Raw genomic sequence first — 21619 nt, 5'->3', positions numbered from 1 at the left:
CAGAGAGCTTTTTCTCCACACTCAAAGTCGAAATGCCCTGCTTCTTCCCTTTAATCTCTTTAGAAACAATAGAAAGCTATTTACTCAAGTACATAAAATACTTCAACGAAAAGCGCATACAAAAGAAATTGAGCTATCAATCCCCTAAAGAATATTTATCATTATTTGACCAAGCTGTTTAAAAAATAGGATGTTCTAGCTTTATTTTCTATACACTTTTTTAGGAAATTAGCTAATTTCTCTGCTCTTCATTATAGAAATAACCGATTTTTATTAGTGTCCATTTTTAAGGGGCTTGACCACTGTCACCGCTATTAGAATCTATATACCATTCTTTCTACATCAGCCCCCTCGTTCTCTATTACAAACCCGTGCTCCAGCCAAAACTTCTTACACCTCTCATTATCAGGATACAAAGAAATGATCTTGTTTTTATACATCTCTTTAAGAGCCGAAATAATCTTGCTGCCAGTAGTTTCCCCTTTCTCAAAAACTTCAAAGTTATCTATCTCTATGCTATCTGGACCGTAAACTCCTCCAAAAGAAAAATCAATTAAAGCTACAACTTCACCATTCATCTCTACGACCTTTGGCTCAACGGGAATTCTCCAGCTTAATGTTAAATTCTTTGATTCCTTTAATTCCTTTACTTGCTCATCAGTGCAGTCTATAAATTTCATTTTATCTCCTTAAAATCATAAATATTGTTTTACTACAAAATAACAGGTTAGCAACTTGTAAACTATAGTTCACAGTGTTCTACCAGGTTGTATTCATATTACCTTATCTGCCCGGTTCCGCGGATAAAGAAGAGCCTTCTGGCAAAATTTTCCTATCGAGTAGCTCCTACCATTTACGAAGAAGTTCTTTTCACTCAGGTCTCAAGATGCTATAGGTAAAAATTAACAAAAATAACTTTTACTTAACCAATTGAATTACTTAGCAAACTAGTAGATAATCTCTCTTGTGTTAAAAAAAGGGGGAAAAGACAAATGTTTAAAAAAGGTATTGCTGCTTTGTTTTCCATGATTTTGTTATTATCAGTCACTTTAGTGGATACAAACAATGTACAAGCGGGTTATACTGATAATCCTAGTAGATTATACTTTGATTTATCAAACCAGGCCTACAAAGTCGGTATAAGTTCCGATGATGATATTAAAGCATATATTAACAAATACCACGGGGGAGGTAGAGATGATAAATATGAAGTCATAGCTTCTGTGGATGTTAATACTCAACCAAATCATCCAATGGGTAAACCGGTATATGGTTTAGATAAAAGTGGATTCAAGGCTTTAGCAGTTGTTAAAAAACCTTCCTCTGGTTCGCCTGAAGGAAAGGTATTTATTGCTTTTGCTGGAACTCAAGATGATGAAGAACACTCTGATGCGAAAAACGCATTAGTATCCTTAAATGAAAATCCGCCTGCACAGAGTTACCATGCTCATCTATTCCTTAACTGGCTCTATTTACAAAATCCAACATACCAGAACTATAAGTGGTATTTTACAGGGCACTCTTTAGGCGGGTGGTTGGCATCCAAAACTTATCTAGATGTCCGTTCTGCCAGATCCCTTGTTAATATCGAACCTTTTACAAATCGTGGCCCAATCAAAAAGGATAAGATTAGTGGTGTCTACACATTTAATGCATTACCGGTATCAAAGGCCCAGATGGGATCTACTCAGTGGAATGCAAATATTAAAGGCACTTATAATACAGACGTCAAAAATTTATTTATTGATAATGAGTGGTTAAATAGTATTTATGATATGCATGATGACAAGATAGAGTATGTAGGTGTGAAGGGTGCGGTAAACAAAGGTATTCCTTACTATACAGCTAACTTATATTTTCCAACCAGTTTAGCATTCAATCTAATTGATTATTGGGTCTTTAATAAATATAACATGATTGTGGAGTATCACAGTTTGAAATACCTTAAATCTTCTACTTATCATTAATTTTTTATTTTAATATTATTCTATACTCGTTCGCCTTCGAGTGGCTGCTCGGTCATCTGCAATTTCCTACTAATACTGCTTTTCATTCAGTGAAATTGATAAGGGGCTTATACATGTTTTTCTCCCCTTCTTCAATTCCTAATCCTTAAAGCAGAATTAGTGACACTTGCTTTTTCATGTCTTAGGTGAAGATAGATAAACACACTTCTTTACAAATGTTATAAAGACATATGCAAGGCGACGTTTCTCTTCCAGACTTTCCTGGTGAGACAAGTTGGTATCTTCTTTCCTATTCATCTCTAAGGCGATCGAGTAAGGTTAAAGCCCCTCTCACATGAGAAGGGCTTTTTAGGTATTCAAGCATTCGTTAATTCAGTCAGAACTCATCGCTTTACCATTCTGGATGCTCTTCGTATGGATAAACTTCTCCTGAAGTTTCAATATCAATAGGTGACAAGAATGATATCGTTAATACAACTAGAGTTAGAATGCTAATTAGTAAAGCGCCCGCTTTTTTTTTCAATTTAAATCCCCCATCCTTAGTTTTCTTTCGAATTTTCAATTGTTAATTTATAGTAAATACTACTATTTTTATATTGCTTTAAATCATAGTAGATATCACCCATTATTTTATAGCACTCAACCAAATTAGTAAGATCATTTTTGTCCCTGTAATAAGGAATTGCTGAATCATTAATGAAATTCAGGTAGTCTTCTGAATGATCTTCTATTGATAGAAATAACATTTTTAGTCTTACAAAATTATGATTTATTTCTTTGTTAGCAGCTAAACTTATTCTTATGCCATCTTCAAGCAAGTATTTAGCTAACTGTAATTCATTTATTTTTAGGTATTCTTTCGACAAGTAATAAATTGTATTTAAGTAATTATCATCTTGTTCTTTTCTGCTATGTAAACTTTTTTTATAATGCTCAATTGCCATATCACTGATCTTTTGCCTGGAGTATAGATAGCCTATATTATGGTGGACTTTAGGGATAAGAGAATCATCTTTTAACTGAAGACTGAGTTTCAAAATATTATTATAATGATTCAATGCTTTTTGATATTGTTTTGTTCGGGTGTAATTAATTCCTATTAAAATATGACAATCAATCACCCGCATAAACTCCATCTCATTCTGAAACAGTTCCAGGGCTTCTTTTGAATATTGAAGTGCTAATGCAGCAGATTTATTGAGGCTATGTGCAAGAGCAAGATGATATATTAGATAAGATTTATCCAATTTCAGATTTTCAGATAAATTGAAAGATATGGCTTTCTCAAAAAAGCTAATGCCTGCTTCTAGATTTTTATCTAAAGAATAAAATAATCCGGTAAAGTAATAGTAATAAAATGTCTGGTCTGGTGTGAATACTTTACGGAATTTATCTAATTCTTGTTTGTTTAGTTTTGCATTTTTAACATCTTTTTTAAACAATGAATAACGCAGTTTAATAAGTAAATAATATGGAGCTAAAAAAGAGTCCTCGGTAACGGTTATTAATTTTTCTAATTTAGACCAGCACACCTCTACTTCTTGATCTTTCTTTTTATTTATGAAAATAAAGATGTTAGCAATCAACTCTTGAATTTCTAGCTGAGTATTCTCGAGGCTGGATAAATTCACATTTAATTTTTCTAAAAGTAAATGTATGGTGTCTTTATTGGGCTGTTCTAACTTATTATTTTCTAGCTTACTCAAATAAGGAATTGAGCAAATACCATTTGCGAGTTCTTCTTGAGTGATATTTAAGCTTATTCTTTTAAAAGCTATTAATTTCGCAATTCTACTAGGTGAGGAATAATCTAGTTCTATTTTCATATTAATTTATCGCAGCTCCTTTTAGTATTGAGAAAAATATCTTAGAAAACATGGATTATTTTATAAATGAACAGGTATATTTTTCAACGCTACTAAATTTTACTATAAATTACCTAACTTAATGGGATAATTTTGATTTTTTAGGAAATAAGTAGAGAAATCCAAGGTTTATTGGCTTATTACGAGTGTAGTTTTCTCAATACAAATAATTTTCAAAGTATATATAATTAAGTTGAGCAAAGGGAAATATTCAAAAGTCAAAATGAACTGAGGATATTTTCTTAGGAAAGTGGAGGTGAATTCAAATGATTAAAACTCTATTCGTTACTGAGCTAAAAGACAACAAAAAATGCTAATAGTGCAGGAGGGCGATTCATTTTATGAATCGCCCTTATTTTTAAAAGAAGGAGGATATAAATGGGTAAATATTGGTTATTACAGCGTGATGTGCAAGTGTCAAAAACTCTGAACGGATATTTATGCAGGTTACTAAACCGAAATAAATTAATAGGATTCGAGCAGATCGATGATGGAGCATTCGTCAATTTTTTAGACTACATAAAGAGAACTCGTTCATATGATGAAATTATTACATGGGGAGAGTTAAATTCCGTTCCAAATGAAGTAATTGACTCTACATTAAATACCCTCCTAGAAAATGGGCTAGTCATATCAGGTAATGTCTATTGGGATCAAGAAGAAGAAAGCAGGTTATGGAGCTATTTCGTATCTAAATCCAATAACTTAGATCAAGTCGCTCTTGCTTCTAAAGCCTGGAGTGAAGCTAAAGTGGCTATAGTGGGTTGTGGCGGAGTGGGTATGAAAGTTGCAAAGGAATTAGCATCAATGGGAGTGAAAAACCTTGTGTTAATTGACCCAGATGTTATTAGTAGTCATAACTTAACACACCAATCTTATTCAATTGATAAGGTAGGTCAGAAAAAGGTTGAAGTACTTGCCGACGAGCTGCATAGAGAATACAAAACAAATGTGACTGCATTGCCTTTCTTTATTACAGAGGAACTATCAGTTGAAATAACTTCTGTTCTAAGCACATGCTCAATAGTAGCAATGTGTGCAGACGAACCGTCTGTTGATACTCTGGCTGAATGGGTCACTCCTTTCTTAACCAAGCAACAAATTCCACACATTGTAGGTGGAGGATATCACGGACATTCGACAAGTACAGGTACAACCATTATACCGGGAGATACCGCATGCTGGAAATGCTTTGATAGTATCATTGAATCGCAGCATGAACTGGAAGATCATCAATTAGTTATACCAGGTGTTTCAGGCTCATTTAATCCTTTGGTTAGCATCCTTGCTAATTTCACTGTCTCAGATATTATCGCTGTGATAACAAAGTTGTGGGAACCTCTTCTGCAAAATAGAATGGGGGATTTTGATTTACTATCAGGGGCCTTCACTTGGCGTGATGGAAACAAAAAAACAGAATGCAGTCAGTGTGCTCATATTAATAAGGAGGAGAACATAAATGTCTATAATTGATTTTTCAAATCTAATAAAGTTCAATAAAATATGGAAATCGATGCCCTTTAAAAATGCAGAGGATCGACAGCTTTTAATGGATTTCACTAAGAAAATATTACTTTCGGAGAATCAAGAAGAAGTTAAACAGCATGAGAAAGACGAATTAACATACCTATTAAAGAATCACTATCCATTCTTTCATCTGCTGTCCAAAGAAATCAGTGAAAACTATTATGCATTCTCAAATAATAAAAGGCTGCTTTGGATCTACCTATCTATTGCGTTATACAATGACAATATTGATGAAGTAATCGATCCTGATGACCTGGATAATTTACAAGATATCTTTTCAAAAGAGAAAACATCTTCCACTCCTATAATCTTGGCTCCGTTTCACATAGGTGTTCATACTCTTACTGCTGCAATTGCCTCAAAGTATATTGGCCGAACAGTGTGTATGGTTAATAAACCGGAATTTAAGTTAATTGATGAATGGAGAGAGGAATATTTATTTCTAGATGAATCTAATAATATTACAATGGTACCTATTCCCTCCCAAACAAGTCCTCTAAAGTTTGCAAAATTAATATTAAGAGGTTCTACCGGTATTATGTTCCCTGAATTTTCCTATGGTATTAACCAGGATTTTGAAAGAGTCAACTTCTTAGGGGGGACATTAGATGTTCCAATCGGGGTTTATGTGCTAGCAAAAAAATTCAATGCTAATGTTTTACCTATTGCTTCCGCCTGGGATGAGAAAAGTAAGCGTCTTAGATTTATGGTAGGTAAGACGTTAACCACTGACAACCAATCTCAACACCAGTTTTTGCAGCTTCTTTTCAACCAAGGTGAGAACTGGGTTAAAACCTACCCGGAACAATTCTATTGGGATTACATTGTTGAACATCATAACGGATTACCCTCACCCATATAAATACAAAACAGACAGAGGAATGTTACCTCTGTCTGTTTTATTATCTAAGCCAGTTCTTTGTTTATACTTATATAATCTTCTGCTTTAATTTCATCAACTTTAGGTATACGACGTAACTGGGGAATAACAAGCCAGACAATAGAAACTGTTAACATACCTAAACTTCCTATAATAAATGTGATATAAGGATTCATAATTGTCCCTAGATATCCGCCTAACAGTGAACCTAACGGCATTGCTGAAGCTGATATACTTGAAATTAGAGAAAACGTTCTGGCTAAAAACTGCTGGGGAATGATCTGCTGGCCAACAGCAGCCATAGTAACCTCAGCTGCTCCCAATGGAATCAGGGCTAGAGCAAAAATAATGATTGATAACATACTTGATGGGACGATTACAGAACTGATCCATAAAAGAGCACTTAAAAGGAAAGAGAAAACAACGGTTTTACCAAACGGAAGTATTTTTAAAAAGTTAGATAAGAAAGCACCTATTAAAAAACCAGCTGAAAATGCTGCCAGGAAGTAACCATAAAGCTCTGGGCCTCCCCTGTCACTTGAATAAGCAGGTAATACGGCTAGTGCTATTCCAAAAGAAAAATTAGCAGCAATAGAGCCGTAAAAGAACTTAGAAATAATGGAGCCTTTCACAAAATTATATCCTTCTTTCAAACTGCTCGTATATTGCTTCAAATGAAATTTTATACTACTAACCCTTGTATGCTTTTCTGTATTCGACTCAGCATCCTTCTCGAATTTATCTTCATGTGGAATTTTCAGAGACAAAAACAATAAAAGTGCTATCGTGAATGTTACTGAATCAATAATATAAAGAGTCATAACACCAAACAATGCTATTAGTATTCCACCGAGGCTCGTAGATACAATATCAATTCCTTGATAGGCAAACGAAAACATTGAATTTGCTTGAACTAATTGTTTCTTTTCTACAATTCTAGGTAACGAGGCAGTTTGAGCCGGATAAACAAACTGATTAACAGATGTAATGATTGGCATGATGATCAGAAGGATAAAAACACTTAGAAATCCTGCAGTGTATATCACTAAAATAGTTAAAATTAAAATTAATTGTATCACCTGTGTAATGACTAGAATTTTTTTTAATGGATATCTATCAACAATCGGACCTGTTAGAAATTGAAATAACCGGGGTAACATAGTTAAAAATCCAGCTAACCCTGTATAAAAAGTAGAGCCCCCTAGTTCATAAACTAACCACATTGCTGCAATGGTGTATAAACTATCTCCAATATTGGTTACCATTCTCCCTAAGAATAAAATAGTGAAATTATAATTCCTTAAAAGTTTCATCATGACCTCCCATTAGTTAAGTAAATTTACCGAGTAAAAAAAATTAACCGTTACACAAAAAATTATTCTTTCTCCCCGAAAAATGGTTCTGCAACCTCGAAACCAAAATTTCCGAAGTAATACCAATTTGCATTTGGATCGTCTTGACTCATTTTTTCTAACTCATTTAATTCAGAGTATAAGTCATTCATTTTTTTTGATATTAAGTCGAACTTATCTTTTGTGAGTTTCATCTCGCTTTGTATCATGATAGGCATTAATGTATTGAATTCGTAAAATGCATGATCTGGAGCTTTCATTAGTCTCTCCTTTACTCGATCCATAGTATTTAAAAGCGCTACTCTGTTTGCCGAGCTGATCTCCTGGGCATAAGGAAATAAATCTTCTCCAGGCAGATAAGATTTGGCAACAGCTCTGTAAAACTTCTGCATAATCCCGTTTTTCTCTTCAGTTCTTTCTAATTTGATGAAACCGACTTTCTCTAAAGCTTTCAAATGGTAATGAATTTTTGCACGAGAAATATCCAGCAGTTCAGAAATGTTCTGACCAGTATACTCTTTTTCAATCAATAACATAAGGATTTTCACTCTTAGGGGATCACTTATAATTTTAAGTTGATCTCTATTTTTTATTAGCATAATTTGTTCCATTGTGTAGCTCTCCCAACGGTAAAATTTATTTAACTGTATTATACCACTTTGGGAAAAATTGTCTAGATTAGATATTTCTTCTTTAACTTCCTGAACACAGCATATACATACTTTGTTAATCTTTGACCCTGTACACGGAGTCATACACAATAGCTCATCCCCAGCATTACTTGGAAGGCCAATACATTCAATCCGTTTGACCAGGTTTGATTAAAGAAGAGTAATAATGGGCTGTGAATTATTAACATTCCTATCTTTATTAAGCCCACAGACTAAACAGTACAAAAAAGAACCTGACACCCATGCCAAGTTCCCTTTGATTGCTATATGTACAGTGATTCTCATCGAATGGAAAATTTCCCTTCCATTTTGGATATTAATTTTTAATTTATGAGAAGTGATGTGATTCTGTTATCTATGTATAGATGAAGAATAATGTAGTGGTCCACTCATCCTGCAGCTTACATCTCCCCTTCTTATTGCAAGTACCTTCGTCAAAAAAAATTACTCTAAGAAGCCATCTCCACTTCCTTGCATCCCCGCTAACAAAGAGGACCTTGGCCCTTCCTTATTCAAACGAAGAAGAATTAATCAAACGTTTAATTAACCGCCCATCCCCCCCAAGCGCACTGCTATTTCTGTCAATGCCGGGTCTGTCCCCCGATATTTTCTAAAAACAGCCATGGGGACAGGTCTCCTGGCTCACTTTTATTGGACAAAGGGACCTGTCCCTTTGGCTCACTTCGACTCATAAAAAATCTCCCACACACCATGTCCAATTCCTATTCAATTCCATATATAAAAGGTGAACAAACAAATAGGAGTGATTGGGAATGAAGATAATGAAGGGTGGACTCAGTTTGAAAGACAGGTTCGTTGGAGTGATGTTTTTTAACGTGTGGAGGACTTATGGTTATATTTGCTTCTAAAGAGTGCTGTAATAGTAAGAATAGGTGCCGTTTGGGAAGTTTGTCCTAAATATGGGGCAGTATGTCCGTTCTATTCATTTACTGTGGGAGGACCTCTGGTTTTTAACGTATACAAGTGGAATTGTTATAGCCATTCGCTTCTTTTGATAATATGGCTGGAAAAACAGCTGGAGAAGCTCTGTCTGATTACGGCAGAGCTGTTTCCGCATGGATTTTTTATTTATGATGCTTAGTATGAATGAGTCTGTGATGGTTAGATTCTTATTGCTGCCTGGTCGTGAATCGGTCATGAAGGACTCGCGAATCAAACCTGCATACATAATAGAGAAAAGAAATAAAAGAGAGAAAAGAAAGAATAAAAACAATAACAAGAGCATCTCAGATGAAGTCCCGAGAGCAAAAAGCGCTGCTTTTGCTGTTCAATTCACGGTAAGGTGGGTGTGTCTGCCAACAATGGATTTGACTGCGATTGAACGGACCTGTGAGCTGCTTCTTCGACTTAGCAGTTGACGGCATCTAAGACCAGTAATGAGAATGTGAAGCAGGGCAAAAAAATATAGCAACTTATTCCCCCAGCTTTGTAATTCAATTAGCCTTCATACGGGTACTTTAACACTACACCGAAGGTGGGGACAGGCCCCGATATTCCGGGCCAAGGGACCTGTCCCCTTGGCTCAAAACACCAAAATAAAACACCTTCCCCCTCGATCCGTTACCGAGCAGAAAGGTGTTTTTAAGATTATATATTACAAGTTATTATGCACAGATACGTCTGGCCCTTTTTGATGCATTGAGCCTTTCCGAACTAACAAAAAGTAAGATAAAAAAGCCAACAAGCTCGCAGCCAAAATAATAATCCCCATCGGAAGAGCAGAGTACTCACCCGCTACTCCAACAAGTGGAGCTGTTATGGAACCAAGCAGGAACGGCAGCACCCCTAATAAAGCAGATGCACTTCCGGCCACATGCCCTTTTGTTTCCATCGCGAGAGAAAATGATGCTGTTCCAATAATGCTGATGGACATGACTAAAAAGAAAATAGGAAGCGCTACAAGCAGCAGCGGTGCCTTTAGTAAAAGGGCAATCAGCAAAAGAATAGCAGCTGAATTGGAAAGCCCCAGTCCAATTTTCAGGAATGTTTTTTCCGGTATATAATCTGCTAATCGGCCAACCAGTTGAGTCCCAATGATTAAGCCCACTCCGTTTACGCCAAATAAGAAGCTGAATACTTGAGGGGATACTCCATAAATGTTTTGGTAGACAAAAGAAATACCTGACACATATGCAAAGATCCCGGCTGTTGTAAATCCTTGTGTAAAGGCATATCCCGCAAATTCACGGTCCTTTAATAACATGCCAAAGTTCCCGATGACTTGCTTGAAATTTCCCGGTACCCGTTTTTCAGCTGGCAGCGTTTCTTCAAGTTTCAAAGTAACAATGAATGTGAAAATCATGCCGATACCAGCCAGGACAATAAAAACTCCTTTCCAACTCGTAAACGTTAGAATGGCCCCGCCTATAATTGGCGCGATAATGGGACCAAGATTTCCAACCAGCATTAAAGAAGCAAAAAACTTTGTAAGTTCCCGCCCGCTAAACAAATCCCGTACAATGGCTCTTGAGATGACCAGTCCCCCTGCAGCTGCAAAGCCTTGAATAAAACGGGAAACGATCAATGTATAAATATTGGGTGCGATGGCACAGGTGACAGAGGATAAAAAATACAAAGTAAGGAAGATGAGCAATGGTTTACGGCGGCCATGCACATCACTCATAGGTCCTATAACTAATTGACCTAATCCCAGTCCTAATAAACAAGTGGTCAAACTGATTTGAACCAGCGAAGCATTCGTATGAAAATCATTTACAATAGTAGGAAATGAAGGCAAATACGTGTCAATCGTAAATGGACCTAAAATGGCCAGTGACCCCAACAGAAAAGCTAGCTGTACTCTTTTAGTCTTTGATAAGTTCAATTTTCTATCGCCTTTCTAATGAAGTAGATTAATCGTTGATAATACCTTTGTAATTGTATAACTTTATGCAGGGTTTTTCACTAAATATGCAATGTTATAATTTTACTTTTTTTGGTAACCTTTTTTATTTAATAGCTCTGGACCAGCAAATAAAGAGCCAAGGGACCTGTACCCGTGGCTCTCCAAAAAAAGAATCCCCTCCATCAAGGAAATGAGCATTAGAGGCTTAACGAATGTACGCAATGATACTATTAATCAAACGTTTGATTATTTGCCCGTTTATTCAAAGTGTAACCGGGATGCCAAGTTCCTCCATTCCTGCTTGCCACTCAAAATGATGGAGCTCCTTAAAACCTGCTGTAAACAAAAGACAGTCACCTAATCCAACTGGATTTTTTCTCGTATCCTTTATTCTTTACTTTAAATTGGAAAGAAATTAAAAACCATTATATGATGAACGAAAAAGAGAAGGGAGTATTAATAATGGATATTCATACAGCTTTTGTAGACAGTAAAACGGAACTAGAGCGGTTACTGGAACGATATAATCTAAATTACTCTTTTAAAGCAGACAGAGAATTTATTATTTATGGTAAGAGTAAATTATATGGTTCAATTACTGAGCTGGGTTTTGTATATCTTGAAAAAGAAAGCAAGAGATACAATAGGAGAGTACATAAGTGGGAGTGCAAAAGCATGGGAGCGGTTGATTCATATATAAGACAACATGCATTAGAGATTCCTAGAAACCCTCCTCAAGGTAGATATACGAAGAAAGTCGGCATTCCGTGAAAAAAAAATCCCGAGAGTGACTGGGCACCCTAAACTTTACATCGCTCTGCATTTTTACTTTGCAAAGTTCTGCACTTTATTTTGCAACAAACACATCGCCAGCGGAATATATTATTGCAGCCGTGATTACAAAACCTTAACCCTTCACGGAGAGTGGGGTCCGGCCCCCGGTTTTCTACGGTCCTCTGCCGTAAAACGTGCGCTTCTACTGTGTTTTGTATTCAGTCATGGGGTTAATCATCTACTTAGCAAAATAAAAAGCACCCTTAAAGGATGCTTAGTCAGCTCTTAGTAAATCATCTATTTTTTCCTGGTGCCTAACTGGTCTCTCATTACTTCTTCCAGTTTCAAAAGCTTGTATATATTTTTCATCTACTTTAATTATTTTTATATAATTCTCCGTTGGCGACCCTTCAAACAATAATAAACCAGCTCTTTTTAGTAATGATAGATACTCAATACATGAGCCTCTATATAAGTTTATATTGTTAACAAAGATCTTGGAAAAACCCACCATATCTAAATCTATATCTTTTCTGTAAGAATTAATTATGTAGTAGGCAAAAGTTATATCAACTTTTGCCTTTATAAAGATTTTTTTTACAGCATCAACAGAAATCTCAATATCATTGTCAATTGGCGGTTCTGAACTAGGCTTAAAATCATTACTCATTGAATCAAGTATCTTATCCATCTTTTGATCAATCTTTTCAAACTCAAAACTTTCTAATCTCTTTGTTGCAATTTCTACACGTTCAGCAGATTCATTTATTTTTTGAACACTTAAGCCCTGCGATAGGCCTTGATAAATAGTAATAAATATTGCTATTACACCAATTATTATGGAAATACAAGCAGAAGCAATGGAAAATGCATTAACCACATTGGTATCTTCTAAAAAACTTACACCTGCAATAAAGGCTGTTATCAACAACCAAATAATACTCAAATAAACCAAATGTACAACGTCTATCTTTTTCACTCTGTATCTTCCTCCAACCCACTATCTATAACTGCAATATCTAACATAGGTACAATTATACATTTTTTTTAAAAACTAAAGTAGATTCTTTTTATATCTCCCTTTTTAAGCATAAAAAAAGCCACCCTTAAAAGGTCTAAGATATATACTTAACAAAAGATGGTATTCTTAACAAACCAGCCTTTGTATAATTCCTAAACTTCATTCGAATGTGGGGTCAGGCCCCCGCTTTTACAGGAAGAATGTGTATTGTATTTTTCATGATTTCATGGAGGGCGTTGTTAATCAATTGTTTGATTAATTCTCTTTACTTACAACCTAACCCTCCCCCAAACAATACTCCCCATACTCCCACTCCTCTCCCTCCAAAATACCGAAGAATGATACCTTTGTTTATATAATCAGGCAATGGAGATCCGACATTCATATAGAAAGGAAAACTGCTCCACGGATAGTTTTCGAGATTCTGGACCATTCTGGCTTCCAGGTGATTTCGGTGAGTATAGCGGCTGACTTGCAGAATGCCTTCATCATTGGTGATTTCATGGCTGTAGAAGCGTTTCTCGAATAGGTGGCCTTTAAGGCGATAGCGGGTGTTGTAGTAGTCGGCATAGCGTTTATTGACCAGGGACATGATTTTCGAGATAGAGTGTTCCTTTGAACGGAGCATCAGGTGGAAATGGTTGGTCATGAGGCAATAGGCGGGCAGTTCAAAGGGGAAGTTTTGATGGGTTTTGCTTAAGATATAGAGAAAGGTTTTGTAGTCCCCAGGGCAGACGTACAAAGCTTCGCGATGATTGCGGCGGCATACGATATGATAGAATCGGCTGCTGTTCCATACTCTCGGTTTACGACCCATGCTTCCAGCTTCCTTTCTTCGCAGTCTGGTTTTGCTGATGGGTTTTCCTTAAGGTAACGGCTTCCCATAAAGATTCGTCTGAAATGGTGTTTTCTCCCCTTAAGTCAGAGATGGTCCTTGCAAGGCGGATCATTTTCATATGGACCCTGTTGCTCCAATGCTGCTTTTGGGCAAGATTATGTAAAAAGCGCTTCTGTCCTTCTGACAGGGAGATCATACTCATGAACATTTCTACTGGCACAGCAGAATTGGTTGCCATTTTCCCATACCGTTCATATTGCCGCTCTCTTGCCATGGACACACGATTGCGAATCTGCTCAGAGGATTCATTGCTTTCCGGTCTTCCCTGATGGAAGGGGATGTGCAGGAGGGATAAAAGAATATCAATCCGATCTTCAATAGGGCCCGAGATACGGCTTTGGTAGGCCTGAACCTGCCTGGGTGTACATGTGCAATACCTGGTATGGGATCCAAGATAGCCGCATGGACAAGGGTTAGTGGCGGCAAGCAGAAGAAACCTGGCGGGATAGGTGACCGTCATCTGGGCACGGCTGATCGTGACCTTCCCTGTTTCGAGCGGCTGCCGCAGCATATCCAGTGTTTTCTTCGTAAATTCTGCCATCTCATCTAAAAATAAGACCCCATGATTCGAGAAAGATAAAAAACTATATATAATTATAACCAACATAAAAACACTATATATTGTATCTATTTCCTATTTTTTATCTTTATATAATGATATTTTTGTAAGAATAGATAATATGCGTGTTAGATATATTTATAAATGAAGGCAAACAAAAAAGCCCACCACCAATTTTTTATGGTAATGAGCTAAGACGCAATAAATATGAAAGAATAAGTTCTTCTAAAAATATACCAACGCTATTTAAAATTTACTGAAAACAAATATTGATTTTTATTTTTTGAATATAAACCTCTCAGTTATGGTGTTTTTTTCACCCGATTCAAAATCTATCTTGACAGTTTCACCATCCATCATATATTCAGCCTTACTTTTTAACCTTTCAAAATCCTTAATGCTAACAGCGTCATAGGTAGCAACTGATTTCTCAAATTTTATCGTAGTACCAAACAGAGTGATAAATGGCTCCAGCATTTCAACAGTCATTTCACTCCCATTGGGGTTATTTTCCATCACTTCGATAAATTCGTTTACTTCATTTACTTTATCAAGCATAATTGATGTACTTTTAAAAGTACCTTTAACATCTGTATCGTTAATGACGCACTCCAGTATATATAGAGCTTCTTCATCTTTTATTGTAATATTTTCTGGCAATGTAAATTCAACATCAAAGTATTCTTCTACTTTATTTAATCTCTCCAAGAATTCTATAGTTTTTTTAAATTCTTCCTCATCCCCTATATCTACATTCCAATTCTTAGCAATAAATAGATTACTATCTGTTTTTAGAACCTTTAAGGAGAAAGGGTTATTTTTTGCTTCATAAAGAAATTTCATAAATGTAAGTTCTGGTTTGACTTTATTATGCTGCTCCTTATTAAGAGTAATATTTAAATCAATTCCTCTTTTTTGTAAATTGATTTTTAATTGAACCATTACTATGTTGTTTTCTTGTTGAGCATTATCCATATAAATGATATTATCCTCTATTTTACTTACCCCGATTTCAAGATAGTCAAATGATACAGTTCCATTTGATGTGTATAAACGCATCGGAGATGGAGGTGGAAAACTTTGAGGAATCAACTTTAATTTAATTTCTCCCTTTTTTTTATCAATTAACTCCTTACCAATCCAAGTTTCAAATGAGGTTGCATCAAATTCTAAAGTAGTCTGGGTGTTATATGAATACCTAATTAATTCTCCCCAGTTTTTAAAATTCGCTTTAATTTCTTCTGGTACATTAACGTCTACACTGCCCTTTAGAGGATGGGACTTTAAAGCATCTTTTGAGCTAGGTATATGACTAAGTGTTACAGATCCGTTCTCAGGATGGATTTCTATACCATATCTCCAGTGAGGAAAGGCTGGATGTTGAGCTGATGCTCCCTTCACTAATCCAGAGAATAAATCAGCTGCTTCACTAGTTTTACCTTCTCGAATCAATTTTTGCAATTCGTTAAACGAGTCTTGAGTATTGACTACTGAGTTAACGTAAAAAGTATTATTGTTTCCTTTATTTTTAATTTTAGCTATAGACTTTTTAATCCTCCTCAACATCTTATATCACCGACCTTCAATCTTTATTAACGTTAAATGTATTTTGATTACCTTTGTTTTTTATATTAGATTTTTTGCTGGTCTTTTTTCCTGTGAAAAACCCCAAAATAAATCCTGAGATTAAACCGGCTAAAACTCCAGCGAATACCGCTCCTTCGAAAGTGGATACATCTGTTAAATTACTAATCTCCATGAAAACTCCTCCTGAAAAATAGAAAGCATTACAACCAAAGATAAGGCTTTCTAATCTAATTCCCAAAACTTTAAAACAATAAATTTATTTAAATTTCGACCTAATAAACCACTAATTGATAAAGTTGTAAAGATTCTATTTCACTATTTAAGATGAACATCAAATGTTTACTCCCTCTCCATATATTCCTCACGTATCTGTGAAAGTGTCTTCCCAGTATCCTAATGAACAGCAAACACATAAGTCTGAATACTAGACCAGCCAAATAGTTCCTTTAACCATTTCTGCATGGAGATTTCTTCGCCATTAACCACAACGTTCCCATTAGCCAAAAGGGTGCCCTCATCATCCCGTCCTTTTGCAACGATCGTGTCACCGGCCTCAACCACGCCCCATTCGAGCAATTCATTAATTTTAGGCAGTGCTCTCCGTGTGAGGCCTTTTTTCTGCGAACTACTTTTTATTGGGCTGTCTAAGAAATTCACATAGTAATCTTTATATGTACTTAATGGTAAAACCTTTTCAATGTTTATATACACTTGATCGTTAATTTTGTACGGTGTCATTTTAATACAACTGATATCAACATTATTACTATTGAGCCAAGCAAAAGCCGATAAAGTTTGTTCATCATAGTCGGAAGCTACCAGTATGATTTTTTGATTCTTATTAAAGTTGCTTTCCGCACCATTTTCCCGCAAAAACTCAGTCAGTTTTCTAGTCCCAAGCTCGGCGCTAGTTAAGGAGCTCTCTTCAAATTCATTACGATATTTTTCGATGTATGGAGCGTATATTTTATTAACCAAATCCTCTGGATCCTCAATCGTTGCATAACTGGCTGCATATCGTATGGCTTGAAATTCAAAAGCCTCTCTTCTCCCTTCGATATCCTTACGATCTCTTTTAATCTCAACTAAAACAATATTCCCCTTATTATCAACAGCAGTAAGATCACTGATTCCATGCTGGGCGTTTCTAACTTGCTTGCCAACAATGAGCATCGATTCTTCTTCATCACATATCATATCGATATTTTTTCTAAGCAATTCTTCAATATCACTTTCTTTGTAATTCAGTTCTGCAAAAGTAGTTGCACCAATCTTTATCGCCTTATCATTGGATACATTGTACATTGTACATATTAATTGCCTCCCAAAAGGACAGGTTGTTTAGATAATTTTACCATATCACAAATTCAAGGAATACGGTTAACTCCTGACACAAAAAACCCACCAAGTAACCGTATGGTAAATCCATATGCTTACTCAGTGGGTCCGTTTTACTTTATTCACTTTTTCTTCTTACAAGGCTTTCCTTTCTTCCTCAACCGCCATGCCATCTTTTCATTCCCCGTAGCGGTCAGCTGCATACCAAACTTCAAATCGTAGACAATCCTTCCGTCAGGATGAATTTCTCCCTTTTCAACAATTCGGCTAAAAATATCTGGCCGAAATTCAATCCGCTCCTTATCTGGCTTAAAATCCTGAATGCCTTCTAATTCCTCCAGAAACCATGCTAGATCTTTTTCCGCTTCATGACCCTTTTGTTCTCTGTCCTCAAATTCATAAATCTGATTTTGCAACTCAACAATTTGTCCGTTATAGCCTTTATCTGGTTTGGATCTCCACCATGCTTTTCACCCTCCTCTACCGTATCGTATAGCTGATAATACAATTGCTGCATCTCTTCCTTAACTTGTTCTATCCTATTTCGTTCGTTGTCATCAGGGGCATGGTCTCTGAACGCTTGCCTAATATCATCCTTAACCCCTTCATCCTTTTTCATTTCTAATGCGGGGAGTGACAGGCACCTAAACCCGAATTAACAAGAGGGTGGTCAACTTTTACATGAGCGACATGGTCAACTTTTGGGTTGACGATTACAACATGGCACCTGGATACCAAATTAAAGCTGCCTGGGCATTAAATCCCTCCTTCAAAAAGGAACGTAGAATATGGGGTTTGCCCCCTGATCTTAAAATATTTAGTTCTAATAATATGTAAAATGAATATACATAAGAGCGAGAAGAGAAAACCGAGGACTACTATAGTGAACAAGAAGTCTTAATTCACCTCCGTGGTTGTTAAATGGAGGATAAATTAAATGGTATTTAATATTGAAAATGTGAAAGAAATAAACATCAATTCCTTAATGGACATTGATAACTTAGCTGCCAGAATGGTACTAAAAGGGTCATGTTTGGCGAAGTTCCATGATAAGTATAAGCCTTTTCCAACAGTAGAGGCACAGAATGTATTTGCGACCATTGCTGCTTATATCAATTCATGGAGAGAAAAAACAGGCAAGAATAAAAATAAGCCTGTTGATATGAAACTTGAAGAATATATAAACGGGTTTTTTGCGGATATCATGGTATTTGAATTTTTTCAAATACTCGGTAGAAGTATAGTGGTTGAAGTAGATGGTGGGCTTAACCATCCAGACATGCCTAGAATCCCTTTATATAAGGAGAATTCTGAACAACTATGTGAAGACGAAATAAAAAGATGGGCAAACTATGGACTTCAGATGGGTTGGTATTTGCATTGTAAACACAATGACGCCAGGAAAAATAAATGTTTCGAAAAAAAAGATATGATTGTAATTCGTATTAGAGGCGACTGGATTAAAAATGATTATATTTCTGCAAAACAGGCAATTTATGATGCTCTAGATGAATTATTATGTAATCCACCTGACCATGCAAAATTAATACGGTTAGAATCATCAAGCAATATAAATTAAGAAGGCTAAATGCCTTCTTTTTTCTGTTAAAATTACCGGAAAGCACTAACTACAAACATAGCAAAATTCTGCTGCACTTTAAGGAGGGCCCTTCGAGTATACTTGAAAGCCTACGAAAGAGCCTTTTCGCTCGTATTCACTAAAACGGATATTAAAGGAGCTATCTTGTAAAATAAAGCGTTCACCCAACTCAAAGATAAAAGAAGCACCTAACTGCTTCATTCCCCCCCCCCGCCCTCTTTAAGGAATGCAATTTAACGTTACCTGGTAAGAGCAATGGTAGTATTACATGGCGAAATGGGATTTTGTAGATCTTAATCAAACCTTATACCGACACTTTAGCCCTTCACCGAATGTGGGGTCAGGCCCCGCTCTCCCTACGAGGGCTCCTAAATTAAATCTCTTACACTTTGATTCTTTATTGAATATGAATAAGGACTTGAAAGTGGGTTCAGACCCCCTATATGAATCTATTGTTTCGTGGATTTGGTGCTTGATTTTAATTGAATATAAGCTGTTAGGACATTATTCAGATCTTTAGGGCTCAACGTTCCGCGGTATGTTTCCGCGTCCTCAAGATCAAAATATTCCTCTGAATCTATTTTAGCATAGGAGGATTTGTCCAATTTTGCATGCTGCCAGCTTATAATTCTAATGCGGTTAGGAAACTTGGGAGTCGGACCATAACCCGTAATCTTTATCGTAAGGGCTAAAGCGGTCCCATTTGGAGAAATTGAGATAATTAAAGCCGGACGCACTTTATAAGATGTGCCGTCCGGCGGAAGTGGAGGTTTGTATGGAAAGACAACATCATAAATATCCCCTGGCTTCATTAGTCTTCCATCCATTTTCTATGCTTTGGATTTCTATAATCTGCATTGGTGACAATTCCATCTTTACTTACCTTAAGTGCCTCTGTCTGTTTACTAAAGGCAGTATTAGCGATTTGATTGGCTAAGAACTCATTTTTTGCTTCTATACTCATACCTCTTCTTCTAAGGCTATGGCCTCTTGCAACTTTTCCTGCCACACGTGCCCTTGCTAACTTAACCACTTTCTTTACCCTCCTTCTACTCATTTGCAGCACCTCTACTTAGTTGTTATAAACAGTATATGTGAAAAGATGAAATGAAGCGTGCTACTTACGCATATTTTATCTAACTAAGCATTAAGCAGTCAAATAATTGGAATAAATATACATCATACTCAAATAATATTAATGATTTACCTAAAGATATGTAAAAATGATTTACAACTCCTCATGCTGTCTTTTCCTGCAAAGCAAAGTTATATGTAATTAATCAAACATTTGATTAAACCCTCACGCCTGGTACATTACTTGTCACTAAGTGGTAAATGGAATGTCATTGATGGTACATTTCATCGGCTGATATTATGCATAAAGTAGAGTATCATTTACAACTAACACTTTAACCCTTCACTGAATGTGGGGTCTGGCCCCCGATTTCAACCATTTTGGATAGTGACTCCGTCAATTTTAAAACAACTAATACCATCAATTCCCAAATAAAGTGGAACATTAATAAATAACACTTTAATACTTCACTGGATGTGGGGTCAGGCCCCCGATTTCCTAATGACTGTATTGACTGTATTGGTTACTGACATAATACAACTGTCACCTAGATGGTCATAGTCCTCTTGCCCTTTATATTGGATAGCATAATGTTTAATTAGTTGAGTTGCCTCATCAATATCAGCTTTTATATTTTGTATATCATCTGGTGTAAGTTTGATAGTTACTTCCATTATCCATTCTCCTTCATAAAATCTGACCTATTTGATAATTTCACCATATCAGTAGAAAGGCTTGTTTCAAAATTAGACATTACTAACAACAAAAAAAGCCCACCAAGCGGCTTCATCAACCAAATCAGTGGGTTCCTACATTACTTCTTCACCATATTATATTTTCATTTAATTTAATTATCCGGTACCTTTTCGTCATCACCAAAATGTAGTTTTGATTACTAAGAAGTGTAGATGTATTTAAGAATGCTCAAAAATAAGCCCAGCAGCTTTTACGGTAATAAGCAGACTCAAATGATTTTTTATTATTTTTTGTGGGAAGTGACAGGCACCTTAAACTGGCTGTAATCAAGATACTAAACTTAATCTAAACTAGATCTAACCATTTCTGCTGCTATATAACCACGTTCTCCTGTCGACCGAATTTCTACTAAACTAGTAGTATATCCAGAATCAATCATTGTTACAACTTCACCTTTGTTTATAGCGATAACTCTTCCATTAGCCATCATTCGTGAGATTGCTTCTGTATTACTTGAAACAATATAGCTACTAAGCTCGTTATAACTTTCCTTATTAAATGAAAAGAATGTATCCTGTACGATAACTCCGTTTTGACCATTCACAATTATCATCTGTTTTATTTCTTCTGTTTCCTCATCTTTACCTATTAATTGATCAACAAACTGACACCCTTTAATAATTATTCCGATTAGCACAAATAACAACAACATTCCTAATATGGTACTAAACCAAGATTTTATAGATGCAATCAATTTCTTGATGTCTCCTCATGTATATATTTTATATACAGTATATATTTCCTATGTTTTTATTTCAATTGTTTTTAAATGATACTTTTGTCCTTGATTCTCCCCATAAAATAGGGTTCGATAGCACCGCCACGGATAAGTAAAAATCTTTATTATGGTCGAAAGCAAAAGTATCAACAAAAATAGGAAAGT

At 35.9% G+C, this 21619-nt stretch carries 24 protein-coding genes; 7 read left to right on the top strand and 17 right to left on the bottom strand.

What is annotated here, in order from left to right; all coding sequences use genetic code 11:
• On the top strand, nt 1–182 hold a 182-nt coding region (locus Q9R36_RS14145; RefSeq protein ID WP_311225394.1), incomplete at its 5' end, for an IS3 family transposase.
• A 132-nt stretch (nt 183–314) separates the two neighbouring features.
• Here the strand turns inward: Q9R36_RS14145 and Q9R36_RS14140 are convergent.
• Nucleotides 315–680, bottom strand: a complete 366-nt coding sequence (locus Q9R36_RS14140) for a hypothetical protein (protein WP_311225393.1) — start codon at nt 678–680, stop codon at nt 315–317.
• 312 nt (nt 681–992) lie between these two features.
• Between Q9R36_RS14140 and Q9R36_RS14135 the strand changes: the two genes are divergently transcribed.
• Complete coding sequence (locus tag Q9R36_RS14135) at nt 993–1967, top strand: alpha/beta hydrolase family protein (protein WP_311225392.1); 975 nt, start codon at nt 993–995, stop codon at nt 1965–1967.
• Between the two features lie 391 nt (nt 1968–2358).
• On the opposite strand, the gene Q9R36_RS14130 is transcribed toward Q9R36_RS14135, so the two are convergent.
• Nucleotides 2359–2490 (bottom strand): hypothetical protein, encoded by a 132-nt coding sequence (locus Q9R36_RS14130; RefSeq protein ID WP_311225391.1) that lies wholly within the window; start codon nt 2488–2490, stop codon nt 2359–2361.
• A 16-nt stretch (nt 2491–2506) separates the two neighbouring features.
• Nucleotides 2507–3793 carry a helix-turn-helix domain-containing protein gene (locus Q9R36_RS14125; protein ID WP_311225390.1) on the bottom strand — a complete coding sequence of 429 codons (1287 nt, stop codon included), beginning with the start codon at nt 3791–3793 and terminating at the stop codon, nt 2507–2509.
• A gap of 417 nt (nt 3794–4210) precedes the next feature.
• Between Q9R36_RS14125 and Q9R36_RS14120 the strand changes: the two genes are divergently transcribed.
• Entirely contained in the window at nt 4211–5305 is a 1095-nt protein-coding gene (locus Q9R36_RS14120) for a ThiF family adenylyltransferase (protein WP_311225389.1), read from the top strand.
• Nucleotides 5292–6221, top strand: a complete 930-nt coding sequence (locus Q9R36_RS14115; protein WP_311225388.1) for an LpxL/LpxP family acyltransferase — start codon at nt 5292–5294, stop codon at nt 6219–6221. The genes Q9R36_RS14120 and Q9R36_RS14115 overlap by 14 nt, the downstream gene beginning before the upstream one ends.
• A 44-nt stretch (nt 6222–6265) precedes the next feature.
• Here the strand turns inward: Q9R36_RS14115 and Q9R36_RS14110 are convergent, their stop codons facing one another.
• Nucleotides 6266–7552 (bottom strand): MFS transporter, encoded by a 1287-nt coding sequence (locus Q9R36_RS14110; protein ID WP_311225405.1) that lies wholly within the window; start codon nt 7550–7552, stop codon nt 6266–6268.
• A gap of 62 nt (nt 7553–7614) precedes the next feature.
• Complete coding sequence (locus tag Q9R36_RS14105; RefSeq protein WP_311225387.1) at nt 7615–8202, bottom strand: ArsR/SmtB family transcription factor; 588 nt, start codon at nt 8200–8202, stop codon at nt 7615–7617.
• A gap of 1151 nt (nt 8203–9353) precedes the next feature.
• Between Q9R36_RS14105 and Q9R36_RS14100 the strand changes: the two genes are divergently transcribed.
• The gene (locus Q9R36_RS14100; protein ID WP_311225386.1) at nt 9354–9641 is read left to right on the top strand and encodes a hypothetical protein; all 288 of its coding nucleotides are present in this window, start codon (nt 9354–9356) and stop codon (nt 9639–9641) included.
• A 236-nt stretch (nt 9642–9877) separates the two neighbouring features.
• Here Q9R36_RS14100 and Q9R36_RS14095 read toward each other — a convergent pair whose 3' ends face one another.
• Nucleotides 9878–11107 carry a multidrug effflux MFS transporter gene (locus Q9R36_RS14095; RefSeq protein WP_311225385.1) on the bottom strand — a complete coding sequence of 410 codons (1230 nt, stop codon included), beginning with the start codon at nt 11105–11107 and terminating at the stop codon, nt 9878–9880.
• 483 nt (nt 11108–11590) lie between these two features.
• Here Q9R36_RS14095 and Q9R36_RS14090 point away from each other — a divergent pair, with 483 nt between their 5' ends.
• Nucleotides 11591–11899 (top strand): hypothetical protein, encoded by a 309-nt coding sequence (locus Q9R36_RS14090; protein ID WP_311225384.1) that lies wholly within the window; start codon nt 11591–11593, stop codon nt 11897–11899.
• A gap of 277 nt (nt 11900–12176) precedes the next feature.
• Here Q9R36_RS14090 and Q9R36_RS14085 read toward each other — a convergent pair whose 3' ends face one another.
• The 7 genes from Q9R36_RS14085 to Q9R36_RS14055 all read right to left on the bottom strand — a co-directional run bounded on the left by Q9R36_RS14085 (nt 12177) and on the right by Q9R36_RS14055 (nt 17721).
• Nucleotides 12177–12881 carry a hypothetical protein gene (locus tag Q9R36_RS14085; RefSeq protein ID WP_311225383.1) on the bottom strand — a complete coding sequence of 235 codons (705 nt, stop codon included), beginning with the start codon at nt 12879–12881 and terminating at the stop codon, nt 12177–12179.
• A 307-nt stretch (nt 12882–13188) separates the two neighbouring features.
• Complete coding sequence (locus Q9R36_RS14080) at nt 13189–13740, bottom strand: transposase (protein WP_311225382.1); 552 nt, start codon at nt 13738–13740, stop codon at nt 13189–13191.
• A complete protein-coding gene (locus tag Q9R36_RS14075) occupies nt 13730–14428 on the bottom strand; it encodes an ATP-binding protein (protein WP_311225381.1) in 699 nt (232 codons plus the stop codon). The genes Q9R36_RS14080 and Q9R36_RS14075 overlap by 11 nt, the downstream gene beginning before the upstream one ends.
• Before the next feature lie 228 nt (nt 14429–14656).
• Nucleotides 14657–15946 carry an abortive infection system toxin AbiGii family protein gene (locus Q9R36_RS14070; protein ID WP_311225380.1) on the bottom strand — a complete coding sequence of 430 codons (1290 nt, stop codon included), beginning with the start codon at nt 15944–15946 and terminating at the stop codon, nt 14657–14659.
• A gap of 16 nt (nt 15947–15962) precedes the next feature.
• On the bottom strand, nt 15963–16139 hold the full coding sequence (locus Q9R36_RS14065; protein ID WP_311225379.1) for a hypothetical protein: 177 nt from the start codon (nt 16137–16139) through the stop codon (nt 15963–15965).
• A 221-nt stretch (nt 16140–16360) separates the two neighbouring features.
• Nucleotides 16361–17272: a hypothetical protein gene (locus Q9R36_RS14060; RefSeq protein WP_311225378.1), complete on the bottom strand. Its 912-nt coding sequence runs from the start codon at nt 17270–17272 to the stop codon at nt 16361–16363.
• Nucleotides 17273–17427: 155 nt separating this feature from the next.
• A complete protein-coding gene (locus Q9R36_RS14055) occupies nt 17428–17721 on the bottom strand; it encodes a hypothetical protein (RefSeq protein WP_311225377.1) in 294 nt (97 codons plus the stop codon).
• Nucleotides 17722–18242: 521 nt separating this feature from the next.
• On the opposite strand from Q9R36_RS14055, the gene Q9R36_RS14050 reads away from it, so the two are divergent.
• Nucleotides 18243–18884 (top strand): hypothetical protein, encoded by a 642-nt coding sequence (locus Q9R36_RS14050; protein WP_311225376.1) that lies wholly within the window; start codon nt 18243–18245, stop codon nt 18882–18884.
• A gap of 470 nt (nt 18885–19354) precedes the next feature.
• On the opposite strand, the gene Q9R36_RS14045 is transcribed toward Q9R36_RS14050, so the two are convergent.
• The 4 genes from Q9R36_RS14045 to Q9R36_RS14030 form a co-directional block, all read right to left on the bottom strand.
• The gene (locus tag Q9R36_RS14045; protein WP_311225375.1) at nt 19355–19717 is read right to left on the bottom strand and encodes a type II toxin-antitoxin system PemK/MazF family toxin; all 363 of its coding nucleotides are present in this window, start codon (nt 19715–19717) and stop codon (nt 19355–19357) included.
• Nucleotides 19717–19938 (bottom strand): hypothetical protein, encoded by a 222-nt coding sequence (locus tag Q9R36_RS14040; RefSeq protein ID WP_311225374.1) that lies wholly within the window; start codon nt 19936–19938, stop codon nt 19717–19719. Before Q9R36_RS14040 ends, Q9R36_RS14045 begins: the two co-directional genes overlap by 1 nt.
• A 524-nt stretch (nt 19939–20462) precedes the next feature.
• Entirely contained in the window at nt 20463–20654 is a 192-nt protein-coding gene (locus tag Q9R36_RS14035; RefSeq protein ID WP_311225373.1) for a hypothetical protein, read from the bottom strand.
• Nucleotides 20655–21016: 362 nt separating this feature from the next.
• Nucleotides 21017–21430 (bottom strand): hypothetical protein, encoded by a 414-nt coding sequence (locus Q9R36_RS14030; RefSeq protein WP_311225372.1) that lies wholly within the window; start codon nt 21428–21430, stop codon nt 21017–21019.
• Nucleotides 21431–21619 lie beyond the last annotated feature (189 nt).

The sequence above is a fragment of the Bacillus sp. AG4(2022) genome, from assembly GCF_031844465.1.
Taxonomy (GTDB): domain Bacteria; phylum Bacillota; class Bacilli; order Bacillales; family Cytobacillaceae; genus Bacillus_AB; species Bacillus_AB infantis.
Note: the sequence above shows the minus strand (reverse complement) of the source record. Positions and strands in the feature narration are given on the sequence as shown.